Source organism: Bacillus cabrialesii (assembly GCF_004124315.2).
GTDB classification, from domain to species: domain Bacteria; phylum Bacillota; class Bacilli; order Bacillales; family Bacillaceae; genus Bacillus; species Bacillus cabrialesii.
This window is the reverse complement of the sequence record NZ_CP096889.1, coordinates 3,687,915-3,700,075: the sequence shown is the minus strand read 5'-3', so window position 1 is coordinate 3,700,075 and position 12,161 is coordinate 3,687,915. Positions and strand designations below refer to the sequence as shown.

Annotated in this window: 15 protein-coding genes; all 15 read left to right on the top strand. The window is 46.5% G+C overall.

The window, feature by feature from the left end; all coding sequences use genetic code 11:
* Positions 1-138 precede the first annotated feature (138 nt).
* The gene (gene fdhD / locus EFK13_RS18895; protein ID WP_129507329.1) at positions 139-927 is read left to right on the top strand and encodes a formate dehydrogenase accessory sulfurtransferase FdhD; all 789 of its coding nucleotides are present in this window, start codon (positions 139-141) and stop codon (positions 925-927) included.
* Between the two features lie 15 nt (positions 928-942).
* Positions 943-1,968: a GTP 3',8-cyclase MoaA gene (moaA, locus tag EFK13_RS18890; protein WP_129507330.1), complete on the top strand. Its 1,026-nt coding sequence runs from the start codon at positions 943-945 to the stop codon at positions 1,966-1,968.
* 192 nt (positions 1,969-2,160) lie between these two features.
* Entirely contained in the window at positions 2,161-3,294 is a 1,134-nt protein-coding gene (gene rapB, locus EFK13_RS18885; RefSeq protein ID WP_129507331.1) for a response regulator aspartate phosphatase RapB, read from the top strand.
* Positions 3,291-3,440 carry a hypothetical protein gene (locus EFK13_RS18880; RefSeq protein ID WP_248894256.1) on the top strand — a complete coding sequence of 50 codons (150 nt, stop codon included), beginning with the start codon at positions 3,291-3,293 and terminating at the stop codon, positions 3,438-3,440. The genes rapB and EFK13_RS18880 overlap by 4 nt, the downstream gene beginning before the upstream one ends.
* 11 nt (positions 3,441-3,451) lie before the next feature.
* Positions 3,452-3,931: a hypothetical protein gene (locus tag EFK13_RS18875; RefSeq protein ID WP_129507332.1), complete on the top strand. Its 480-nt coding sequence runs from the start codon at positions 3,452-3,454 to the stop codon at positions 3,929-3,931.
* A gap of 72 nt (positions 3,932-4,003) precedes the next feature.
* Entirely contained in the window at positions 4,004-4,192 is a 189-nt protein-coding gene (gene csbD / locus EFK13_RS18870) for a stress response protein CsbD (RefSeq protein WP_129507333.1), read from the top strand.
* Between the two features lie 201 nt (positions 4,193-4,393).
* On the top strand, positions 4,394-5,650 hold the full coding sequence (gene urtA, locus EFK13_RS18865) for an urea ABC transporter substrate-binding protein (RefSeq protein WP_129507334.1): 1,257 nt from the start codon (positions 4,394-4,396) through the stop codon (positions 5,648-5,650).
* A gap of 32 nt (positions 5,651-5,682) precedes the next feature.
* Complete coding sequence (gene urtB / locus EFK13_RS18860) at positions 5,683-6,585, top strand: urea ABC transporter permease subunit UrtB (protein ID WP_129507335.1); 903 nt, start codon at positions 5,683-5,685, stop codon at positions 6,583-6,585.
* Positions 6,586-6,596: 11 nt separating this feature from the next.
* Positions 6,597-7,667 carry an urea ABC transporter permease subunit UrtC gene (gene urtC, locus EFK13_RS18855; RefSeq protein WP_129507336.1) on the top strand — a complete coding sequence of 357 codons (1,071 nt, stop codon included), beginning with the start codon at positions 6,597-6,599 and terminating at the stop codon, positions 7,665-7,667.
* Complete coding sequence (gene urtD / locus EFK13_RS18850; protein ID WP_129507337.1) at positions 7,642-8,391, top strand: urea ABC transporter ATP-binding protein UrtD; 750 nt, start codon at positions 7,642-7,644, stop codon at positions 8,389-8,391. Before urtC ends, urtD begins: the two co-directional genes overlap by 26 nt.
* Positions 8,388-9,089 carry an urea ABC transporter ATP-binding subunit UrtE gene (gene urtE / locus EFK13_RS18845; RefSeq protein WP_129507338.1) on the top strand — a complete coding sequence of 234 codons (702 nt, stop codon included), beginning with the start codon at positions 8,388-8,390 and terminating at the stop codon, positions 9,087-9,089. The genes urtD and urtE overlap by 4 nt, the downstream gene beginning before the upstream one ends.
* A 100-nt stretch (positions 9,090-9,189) precedes the next feature.
* On the top strand, positions 9,190-9,507 hold the full coding sequence (gene ureA / locus EFK13_RS18840; RefSeq protein WP_129507339.1) for an urease subunit gamma: 318 nt from the start codon (positions 9,190-9,192) through the stop codon (positions 9,505-9,507).
* On the top strand, positions 9,504-9,878 hold the full coding sequence (gene ureB / locus EFK13_RS18835; RefSeq protein WP_129507340.1) for an urease subunit beta: 375 nt from the start codon (positions 9,504-9,506) through the stop codon (positions 9,876-9,878). The genes ureA and ureB overlap by 4 nt, the downstream gene beginning before the upstream one ends.
* The gene (gene ureC / locus EFK13_RS18830; RefSeq protein ID WP_129507341.1) at positions 9,875-11,584 is read left to right on the top strand and encodes an urease subunit alpha; all 1,710 of its coding nucleotides are present in this window, start codon (positions 9,875-9,877) and stop codon (positions 11,582-11,584) included. The genes ureB and ureC overlap by 4 nt, the downstream gene beginning before the upstream one ends.
* A gap of 132 nt (positions 11,585-11,716) precedes the next feature.
* Positions 11,717-12,118 carry an Rrf2 family transcriptional regulator gene (locus EFK13_RS18825; RefSeq protein WP_129507369.1) on the top strand — a complete coding sequence of 134 codons (402 nt, stop codon included), beginning with the start codon at positions 11,717-11,719 and terminating at the stop codon, positions 12,116-12,118.
* Positions 12,119-12,161 lie beyond the last annotated feature (43 nt).

The window sequence follows — 12,161 nt, the reverse complement described above, 5'->3', positions numbered from 1 at the left end:
TCCTGCCTAAACACCGCCGTCATCACATCCTGTGAAAGCCCTTTATATAGAGGGGCTCTTTTTATGTCTCAGAATTCGACAAAATCTGAGGAGTGTGAAAAAATATAAAGGCAGGAACATGGCGGAGGGGAAGAAACATTGAACGATAAAGTAACTGCGGTCAGGGATGTATGGCGCTATGAACAAGGGGAAATCAGCAAAATAGAAGACCGGATGGTGACAGAATATCCTTTGACAGTAATACTGAACGGAAGTGAATTTGTGACGCTCGTTTGTACACCGGAGCATATCAAAGAGCTTGTCATCGGATTTCTCGCATCAGAGGGTGTTATACGATTTCAAAAAGAGATTAAAAGGTTTACAATAGATGAAAGTCTCGGTTTTGTTTATGTCGACCTCGTTCATCCTGAGACATTGGATCAAAAGGATTATACGAAACGGGTGATCGGCTCATGCTGCGGAAAGGGCCGCCATTTTTATTTTCAGCAGGATGTCAAAACCGCTAAAACGGCTGTCGGTCAAATCAAGATATCGCCTGAAGCGTGTATGGCGCTTATGAAAGATATGCAACAAGGGAGCGAAACGTTTCAGGATACGGGAGGCGTCCATAATGCGGCGCTTTGCGATACAGAGAAACTGCTGTTGATGCGCACAGATATCGGCCGGCACAACGCGCTTGATAAATTATACGGACACTGCCTTCTGAACGGGATGTCCGTCCGCGACAAACTGATTGTGTTCAGCGGCAGAATTTCATCAGAGGTTCTGTTAAAAGCGGCGAAAATCGGCGTGTCAATTGTGATTTCTAAATCGGCCCCAACGGAGCTTGCGGTTCAAATGGCGGAAGAATTAAATATCACAGCAATCGGATTTGTCCGAAACGGATCATTTAATGTATATACACACCCTGAGAGAATCGGGGATTAGGAAGGGGCTGTAGCTATGATTACAGAATCGCGTCAGATGTTGGATAAAAGGAACAGACCGCTGAGAGACCTTCGCATTTCTGTTACAGACCGCTGCAACTTCCGATGCACGTACTGTATGCCCGCTGAATTATTCGGCCCGGATTATCCTTTTTTAAAAAAAGAGGAGCTGCTTTCATTTGAGGAGCTGGAACGGCTTGCGACGCTGTTTGTTACAAGGTTCGGCGTTGAAAAAATCCGCTTAACCGGCGGAGAGCCCCTCATGAGAAAGGATATGCCGGAATTAATCAAAAAACTGGCCCGCATTCCGGGTGTCCGCGATATTGCCATGACAACAAACGGGTCACTCCTGCCTGTTTATGCGGAGAGACTCAAGGAAGCCGGGCTGAAAAGAGTCACGATCAGCCTTGATTCGTTAGAGGACGAGCGATTTAAAAAAATAAACGGTCGCGGGGTTTCTGTCAGCAAGGTGCTGAAAGGCGTTGAAGCGGCGAAGCGAGCGGGGCTCGGTGTTAAAATCAACATGGTCGTCCAAAAGGGCCTCAATGAAAAAGATATTCTGCCTATGGCCCGCTATTTTAAAGAAAAAGGGCATATCCTGAGATTCATTGAATTTATGGACGTGGGCAACACCAACCAATGGGAAAAGAATGATGTCATGACAAAGGCGGAAATCATTGATTTGATCAATGAACACATGCCGGTTGAACCGGTAGCGCCAAATTATAAAGGTGAAGTGGCTTCCAGATTCCGATACTTGGACGGATCCGGGGAAATCGGCGTCATATCATCTGTATCCGATGCATTCTGCGGATCGTGCAACAGGGCACGTCTTTCTGCGAGAGGGGAGCTGTTCACCTGCTTATTCGCTTCAAGCGGATTTGACCTCAGAGGGCCGGTTCGTCAGGAATTAAGCGATGACGAACTGTCAGAAATGATCGGCACCGTATGGAAAAACAGGATCGATCAGTATTCAGTCGATCGTACTCTATCAAAAGTATCAGACAAAAAGAAAGTGGAAATGTCTTATATTGGCGGTTAATATGAAGTGAAAAGCTTATCGGCACAGTCCGGTAAGCTTTTTTGATGAAAATTCAAGTGCAAAAAATACATACAAATACCGAAATATATAAGGATAGGCATAAAGAAGGAATCGTTGTAAGAAAATTTAATTCCAAAGCCATACATTATGTTAAAATATAACCAATTAGAAAATAGAAAGGGTTGGAGGGGCATGGCCGCGTACGAGATCCCGTCATCTCAAGTAGGAGTGAAAATCAATAAGTGGTATAAGCACATTTTAGCATTTCAAGTGGCTGATGCCGTTAAGCTAAAGGAAGAGATTGATCGAGACATAGAACATATGGAAGAGGATCAGCTGCTTCTCCTGTACTATCAGCTGATCAGTTACCGGCACCAAATTATGCTGGATTATGTAAAGCCCGACCTGCATGAGGAATCTCAGCATCAATATCGTGAATTGATCCAAACGCTGGAAAGCAACCAGGACAGCATCTCCGGATTATCTGAGTATTATTTTCACTTGTTCAGGGGAATGTACGAATTTGAACAGAACAATTACATCTCGGCCATATCCTTTTATCGGAAAGCGGAGAAGATGCTTGCGTTCGTAGAAGATGAAATTGAGAGAGCGGAATTTCATTTTAAAGTGGCGGAAGTCTTTTATATCATGAAGCAGACGCACTTTTCCATGAACCACGCCGTACAGGCGCTTGAGACGTACAAGGCTTACGATTTTTACAGAGTCAGAAGAATTCAAACCCATTTCGTCATATCAGGAAACTACATTGACTACAGAAATTATGAAAAAGCGCTTGCGCATTTGGATGACGCGTATCGTCTCGCTTTATTGGAAGGACAGCCCCGTTTGATCGGATCTGCCCTCTACAATATAGGGAATTGCTATGATGACAAAGGAGAGCTGGACCAAGCAGCGGAATACTTTGAAAAAGCGCTTCCTGTCTTTGAGGATTATCAGCTGGAACAGCTGCCAAAAGCGCTCTTCAGCCTGACCCGCGTTCTTTTCAAAAAACAAGATGGCGAAGCTGCGATGAGGTATTATGAAAAAGGAATTGCCATCGCCAAAAAACGTAACGACTTCTTCAGTCTGGCAAAATATAAATTTCTGCAAGCCTTATATGTGGAATCTGTCAATTTGGATATGATTCAAGAAGTATTTGACTATATGGAAGAAAAAGCGCTCTACGTATACATTGAAGAATTCGCTTTGGATGCCGCCTCCTATTTCAGTCATCGTGAACACTACAAAGAAGCGGTGTATTTCTATGAAAAAGCGGTCAGCATGAGAGAGAGGATTCAACGGAACGATTGTTTATATGAAGTATGAGACAAAACCATCTGCTGGCAGGTGGTTTTTTTATTTGCAAAAAAAGGGGAGCATCGGAACGTTTATTTCCGGTGAGAACAGGAAAAATCGCTACAGCGCTGTTTTTTGGACACAAGCCGTTTTGGGATGCAGATATGCATGATTGAGGGGGAATTCGATGTTTGGTTTCAATGATATGGTGAAGTTTCTATGGTCTTTCCTCATTGTTTTGCCGCTTGTGCAGATCATACATGTTTCAGGGCACAGCTTTATGGCTTTTATTTTTGGCGGAAAAGGGTCATTGGATATTGGAATGGGAAAAACACTGCTTAAGATTGGGCCCATACGATTCAGAACGATTTATTTTATCGATTCTTTCTGCCGATACGGGGATTTGAAAATTGACAATCGATTCTCAAATGCACTCGTGTATGCCGGGGGCTGCTTGTTTAACCTGATTACAATTTTTACGGTCAATTTGCTGATTATACACAGTGTATTAAAGCCGAATGTATTTTTCTATCAGTTTGTCTATTTTTCTACGTATTATGTGTTTTTTGCTCTGCTGCCGGTCCAATATTCAGAGAAAAAGTCATCAGACGGGCTGGCGATATATAAGGTGCTCCGCTACGGGGAGCGCTACGAAATCGATAAATAACATTCAAATGTTTATCGTCTCTTAGATCGGGAAGATAACAAGTACACACATAAATGAAGGGAGAGAATCAACATGGGTAACGATAGTTTAAAAGATAAAATGAAAGGCGGCTTCAATAAAGCCAAAGGAGAAGCGAAAGATAAAGTCGGAGATATGACCAATAAAGCGGACATGCAGGCTGAAGGCAAAAAAGATAAGGCGAAAGGCGAAATCCAAAAGGATATCGGTGAAGCAAAGGATAAATTCACAGATAAAGATTAATGTTACGGAAAAGGCAGGAAACGATATGTTTCTTGCCTTTTTTGATGTAACCAAATATAACAAAAAAATCAATCGATTTGGTTAAAGTGTCTAAATTTTTGAAATATTCTTTGAATCAATGCTCCTCTTCTATATAATAATGACATAAGTTGTTAACTTTTGTAACATGACATGGTGAAATCAGACAAAGGGAGGTTCTGAATGAAAAACAAAGGGGTTGGAATACAGGCTGTTTTTCTGTTGTTTCTGATCATGGTTTTGACGACAGGATGTACGGCGCCGAAGAAAGTGTCGGAAGCCAGCGGGGGTACGAAAAAAACAGTTGATGTCGACACAAGCGGGGATTCAGTGAAGGTTGGGATTCTTCACTCCTTGAGCGGGACAATGGCGATCAGCGAGGTGTCCGTCCATGATGCCGAGTTAATGGCGATTCAAGAAATCAACCAAAAAGGCGGAGTTCTCGGCAAAAAGCTTGAACCCGTCGTGGAAGACGGCGCTTCAGACTGGCCTACATATGCGGAAAAAATGAGAAAACTGCTTCAGCAAGACAAGGCGGCAGCTGTTTTTGGCGGATGGACATCAGCAAGCCGCAAAGCCATGCTTCCGGTTGTGGAGCAAAACAATGGGCTGCTGTTCTATCCGGTGCAGTACGAAGGAATGGAGTCTTCACCAAATATTTTTTATACCGGGGCAACGACGAACCAGCAAATTGTGCCGGCAGTCGATTGGCTACTGAAGAATAAAGGTAAGAAGTTCTTTCTGATCGGATCAGATTATGTGTTCCCGAGAACAGCCAATAAAATCATTAAAGCGCAGGTGAAAGCGGCCGGAGGAGAAATTGCCGGCGAAGAGTATACGCCGCTCGGCCACACGAATTACAGTACACTCGTTAGCAAAATCAAAGAAAAACAGCCCGATGTCATTTTTAACACATTAAACGGCGACAGCAACGTGGCGTTTTTCAAACAGCTGAAAGATGCTGGGATATCGGCAGATGACATACCTGTCATGTCGGCAAGTGTCGCTGAGGAAGAAATTCGGGGCATCGGCACTGATGTGCTAAAAGGACATTATGCGGTGTGGAATTACTTCCAGACAACCAATACGAACGAGAATCAAACATTCGTGAAAAATTATAAAAAATTGAACGGCGATAGCCGGGTGACGAGCGACCCGATTGAAGCTGGCTATAATGCGGTCTATCTCTGGGCGGCGGCTGTTGAAAAAGCGAAGTCCTTTGATGTCGATAAGGTGAAGAAAGCGGCTGACGGGATTGCATTTAAGGCTCCGGGCGGCACAGTGAAAATCGACGGGGATACACAGCATCTTTACAAAACGGTCAGAATCGGGCAAATCACGGGGGATGGGCAGTTTAAAGAAGTATGGAACTCAGGTGATCCGGTAAAACCGGATCCGTATTTAAAAGCATACGATTGGGCAAAGGGGTTATCTAAATAAATCAAAGCCGTTTGCGGGGGAGGAGGCGGAACATGTCTGTCGTCGTGACTCAATTATTTAACGGGATCAGTCTTGGTTCTATTTTGATTCTCATTGCGATTGGATTGGCCGTTACATTCGGTTTGATGAACATTATTAATATGGCGCACGGTGAGCTGATTATGGCGGGAGCCTACACGACGTATGTCGTTCAGCAGCTGTTTTTAAGCTATTTGCCGGCTTCTCTGTTTTCTTACTATTTTTTAATCGCAATTATCATGGCGTTTGCGGTTGCGGCGCTTATTGGGATTGTCATTGAAAAAGTGATTGTCAGGCGGTTGTATGACCGACCGCTTGACAGCCTTTTGGCGACGTGGGGGGTGAGCTTGATTCTGCAGCAGGCGGCCAGATCGGTTTTTGGCGCCCCAAATGTTGCCGTCAAGTCACCTGAATGGCTGATTGGAGGGGTGACGCTGTTTTCCGTTACCTTTCCGTATAAAAGGCTGTTTATTTTGGCGCTCGTTTTTTTTACGCTGGCGCTGCTCGGTTTCTATTTATTTAAAACCTCTGCGGGGCGGCGGATGCAGGCTGTTACGCTGAACCGGAGCATGGCATCGTGTCTCGGCGTATCTGTGAGAAAAACCGATACATTGGCTTTCGCGCTAGGAAGCGGACTGGCCGGTATCGCGGGAAGCTCACTCACATTGCTTGGTTCGATCGGGCCTACTCTCGGATCGTCATACCTCGTCGATGCCTTCATGATTGTCATTTTGGGCGGAATCGGAAAAATAAAAGGAACCATAATCGGCGCGGTGACGGTCGGTTTGCTGAGCACATTCGTTGAGTATTCCACAAGCGCTACGATTGCAAAGGTTGTCGTGTTTGCATTTATTATTCTCTTTCTGCAATGGCGGCCTTCAGGTCTTGCGAGTGTCAGGACGAGATTACTTGATTAGGAGGGAACCGGATGAAGCGGTTTTCACAATTCAGTCCGTATCTGGTGATGTTTGCCCTTTTTATCGCCGCTCCGTTCTTTTTGCAGGAGTTTCGATTAGGGCTGTTGGCGAAATTTTTATGCTTCGCGATTGTAGCGGTGGGCATTTGCCTGATTTGGGGATATACAGGCATTTTGAGTTTGGGGCATGGCGTCTTTTTTGGATTGGGCGCATACTGCATGGCCATGTACTTAAAAATAGAAGCCTCGCCGACAGGCATTCCTGATTTTATGGAGTGGGCTGGTGCCAGTGACCTGCCGTGGATCTGGGCAATCTTCAGGAATCCTTTTGCAGCGATTGCCGCGGCTGTCATTGTGCCTGTCTTCCTGGCCTTTTTACTTGGTTACTTTACATTCCGCAACAACATAAAGGGTGTTTATTTTTCGTTGATCTCTCAGGCGGTTGTTGTGGTGGTTGTCACCTTGTTCATTGGCAGCCAGGACATCACCGGCGGCACAAATGGCCTCACGAATTTTTATACCATTTTTCAATATGCTCTGGCTGATCCTGCAATGAAGCAGATTTTGTATTTTACGACAGTCTTTTTCCTCGGTGTTTCTGTCGTGTCCGCTTTGTTTCTGACGAGAAGCCGTTTTGGGCGGCTATTGCAGGCGGTGCGCGACGGAGAAAACAGAGTCCGTTTTTTCGGGTATCATTCCACTGTTTTTAAAGTGTTCATTTACTGTGTATCCGCTGCGATGGCGGGGATTGCCGGGATGCTGTTTGTGCTTCAGGACGGGATGATCTCGCCGGAAATGATGGGCATCATCCCTTCAGTGGAAATGGTGCTGTGGGTGGCGATCGGCGGCAGGCATTCCATTTTCGGGGCGGTGCTTGGCGCGCTGTTAACGAACGGCATGAAAAGCTATTTAAGCGAATATTATCCCGACATTTGGCTGTACTTCCTCGGCGCGCTGTTTATCATTGTCGTGCTCTATATGCCAAAAGGGATTGTCGGGCTGTTCCAGAAGCTTAAAACCGAGCTTTCTTCCTCAAAAAAGAAAGGAGCGGCTGCTTATGAAACCGATACTTACCTGCCGTGACGTAAAGGTTGAGTTTGATGGGTTTTGGGCATTGCAAGGCGCTGATATCACCGTGCAGGAGCGCGATATCCATTTTCTGATCGGTCCGAACGGCGCCGGAAAAACGACTTTGCTGGACATCATTTGCGGAAAAACAAAGCCGCATTCAGGCGAAGTTCTGTTTCAGGAAACGAATGAATTGACAAAGGCTCGGGAATATCAGATCGCCAAACTGGGGGTCGCCAGAAAGTTTCAGGCCCCGAGTGTTTTTACGCAGCTGACGGTATTTGAAAACCTCGAGCTTGCCATGAAACAGAAAAAAGCGATCCTTTCACTGCTGACAGCTCGTATGACGAAAGAGCAAAGTGACAAAATTACGGACATCCTGCGGCTGGTTGGGTTAGACGAAAAGCGGGATATAACAGCTGGCAGCCTGTCACACGGACAGAAGCAATGGCTTGAAATCGGGATGCAGCTCGCCATGGAGCCGAAGCTCTTGCTGCTGGATGAACCGATTGCCGGCATGACGGGAAAGGAGCGGGAAAAAACGGGAGCTCTGCTTGAAGAAATCGCAAAAACGTGTTCTGTTCTGATTGTCGAGCACGATATGGATTTTGTGCGTTCGTTTTCGAGAAAAGTCACGGTCATGCATGAAGGCAAAGTGCTTTGTGAAGGATCGATGAATGATATTACAAGCAATGAAGAGGTGGCGGCGGTGTATTTAGGAAGGAGCGGTGTGTCATGATTGCCGTCAGCAATGTAACGTCCGGATACGATCAATCGATGGTTTTGCACAGCCTCAGCATGGAGGTTCGTCCGGGGCAGATTGTCGCTGTATTAGGCCGAAACGGAGTCGGCAAATCCACTTTGCTGAAAACAATCATAGGCCTGCTTCCGGCTAAACAAGGGGATATTTGTTTTAATCAAACGTTTGTTCAAAACGAAAAAGCGGAAACACGGGCGAGAGCGGGAATTGCCTATGTTCCGCAGGGAAGAGACATTTTTTCTACCCTAACTGTTCGTGACAACCTGCTGCTCGGGGAAGAGCCGCTTCCAAAGAAGAGCCGGACAGGGCAGATTAAGGAAGAGATTTTTCAATGGTTTCCTGTTTTAAAGGAAATGCTCGACCGCAAAGGCGGCGATTTAAGCGGAGGCCAGCAGCAGCAGCTTGCAATTGCCAGAGCGTTGATGGGAAATCCAAAAATTATTTTACTTGATGAACCAATGGAAGGAATTCAGCCGTCAATTGTCGAACTAATCAGACAAGTTATTGCAGAAATTTCTAGAAAAAAAGAAATTTCCGTGATCTTAGTCGAGCACAGTTTGGAAAACGCGTTAACGTGCGCTGACTACCTTTATGTAATCGACAGGGGAACAGTTGTTGATCATGGAAAGGCCGATGAAGAAACGGCACGCCGCTTTGAACGGCATCTTACTGTATGATCATCACGCCTGAAGAAAGGGAGGTGATGTCCGGCCTGACTATCCCGTAAATTCGTAGTAACCGCATCCACTTTATATGACAAAAGAAGGAGGACTACAGATGAAACTGACACCGGTTGAACAAGAAAAATTGCTCATTTTTGCAGCGGGGGAATTAGCCAAACAGCGAAAGGCGCGGGGCGTTCTGCTCAACTACCCTGAGGCTGCCGCTTATATCACCTGCTTTATCATGGAAGGCGCACGTGATGGGAAGGGAGTAGCAGAGCTGATGGAAGCAGGCCGCCATGTGTTAACGGAAAAAGATGTGATGGAGGGTGTGCCTGAGATGCTCGACAGCATTCAGGTGGAGGCCACATTTCCGGACGGAGTGAAGCTTGTTACGGTTCATCAGCCAATTGCTGCGGAGGTGAAGTCATGAAGCCGGGAGCATTCCAAATTGCGGAGGGAACAATTACGATTAATGAAGGACGCGAGACACGGGAGGTAGCGGTAAAAAACAACGGATCACGCTCCATTCAAGTCGGCTCGCATTTTCATTTTGCGGAAGCCAACGGGGCATTAACATTTGACCGCGAGCAAGCGATCGGCATGCGCCTTGATGTTCCATCAGGCACGTCGGTCCGTTTTGAGCCTGGAGAGCAGAAAACGGTCACGCTTGTGGAAATCGGCGGACGAAAGACAATTAAAGGCCTAAATGGAATGGCCGACACGTTTATCGATGAACGCGGCAAAGAAAAAACGTTAGCCAATTTACATCAAGCCGGCTGGATGGAGGGTGTAATCCGATGAAAATGTCACGAGAGCAATATGCGGAGCTGTTTGGCCCGACAACGGGCGATAAAATCAGACTGGGCGATACGAATTTATGGATTGAAGTCGAAAAGGATTTCACTGTATATGGTGAAGAAATGATCTTCGGCGGCGGAAAAACGATCCGCGACGGCATGGGCCAAAACGGCAGAATCACAGGGAAAGACGGCGCTTTGGATTTGGTCATCACGAACGTCGTACTATTGGATTACACAGGCATTGTCAAAGCGGATGTCGGTGTGAAAGACGGCCGGATTGTCGGTGTTGGAAAAAGCGGAAACCCTGATATCATGGACGGAGTCGATCCGCATATGATCATCGGCGCGGGTACAGAGGTGATTTCCGGTGAAGGCAAAATCTTAACAGCTGGAGGAGTGGATACGCACATTCATTTTATTTGCCCTCAGCAGATGGAAGTTGCGCTTTCTTCTGGTGTGACGACACTTTTGGGAGGCGGAACAGGGCCCGCTACAGGAAGCAAAGCGACAACATGTACGTCCGGCGCGTGGTATATGGCGAGGATGCTGGAAGCGGCCGAGGGGTTTCCGATCAATGTCGGTTTCTTAGGAAAAGGGAATGCATCCGATAAAGCGCCGCTGATCGAGCAGGTGGAAGCAGGCGCCATCGGCCTTAAGCTTCATGAAGACTGGGGCACGACGCCAAGCGCCATCAAAACGTGTATGGAAGTTGTGGATGAGGCTGATATTCAAGTCGCCATCCATACCGATACGATTAACGAAGCGGGCTTTTTGGAAAACACGCTCGACGCGATCGGGGACCGGGTTATTCATACATATCACATTGAAGGAGCAGGCGGCGGCCACGCCCCGGATATTATGAAGCTCGCCTCTTACGCGAACATTCTGCCGTCATCCACAACGCCAACCATTCCTTACACCGTAAATACAATGGATGAGCATCTTGATATGATGATGGTCTGCCACCATTTAGATGCGAAGGTGCCTGAAGATGTCGCGTTCAGCCATTCCAGAATCAGAGCCGCGACCATTGCGGCAGAGGACATTCTCCATGATATCGGCGCGATCAGCATGACATCATCGGATTCCCAAGCGATGGGGCGTGTCGGTGAAGTCATCATCCGAACTTGGCAGGTAGCTGACAAAATGAAAAAGCAGCGCGGCGCTCTTGCCGGAGAAAACGGGAACGACAATGTGCGCGCAAAACGCTACGTTGCCAAATACACAATTAATCCGGCGATTACTCACGGGCTCAGCCATGAAGTCGGTTCGGTGGAAAAAGGGAAGCTCGCTGATCTCGTTCTGTGGGACCCGGTATTTTTCGGCGTAAAACCGGAACTGGTCTTAAAGGGCGGCATGATTGCCCGTGCGCAAATGGGAGATCCGAACGCGTCCATCCCGACGCCTGAACCGGTGTTTATGCGCCAGATGTATGCGTCTTACGGAAAAGCCAATCGCTCAACCTCTATTACATTTATGTCTCAGGCAAGCATTGAGCGGGGTGTGGCTGACAGGTTAGGGCTGGAGAAAAGAATTTCTCCTGTCAAAAATATCAGAAAGCTGAGCAAGCTGGATATGAAATTGAACTCAGCTTTGCCGAAGATCGAAGTTGATCCAAAAACCTATCAGGTCTTCGCTGATGGAGAGGAATTGTCTTGCCAGCCTGTCGATTACGTTCCGCTTGGACAAAGATATTTCTTATTCTGACAAGACGCGGCCGGAGTGCTCCGGCCGTTTTATTGACTAAAAACGATGCACAAGAACCCCGCATTTAGTGTATATTAGATGTTGACAAATGAATCAGATGTAACTATTATAGTTACAACGGTGGTGAAAAACATGATTAACAGCCGTCTTGCTGTTGCCATTCATATATTATCCCTCATTTCAATGGATGAAAAAGCATCTTCGGAAATCATCGCTGATAGCGTCAACACCAATCCGGTTGTCGTGCGAAGAATGATCAGCCTGCTGAAAAAAGCGGATATTCTCACATCACGCGCCGGAGTGCCGGGGGCAAGCCTCAAAAAAGATCCGGCTGATATTTCTCTTTTAGATGTATATCGGGCTGTCCAAAAGCAAGAAGAACTCTTTGCGGTTCATGAAAATCCGAATCCGAAATGTCCGGTAGGGAAAAAAATTCAGAACGCGCTTGATGATACGTTTGAAAGTGTGCAAAAAGCGATGGAGAATGAATTGGCAAGCAAGTCATTAAAAGATGTTATGAATCATCTCTTTTAATCAAAAGAGATGACTTCTCACCGCTAACATGTAACTGAAATTG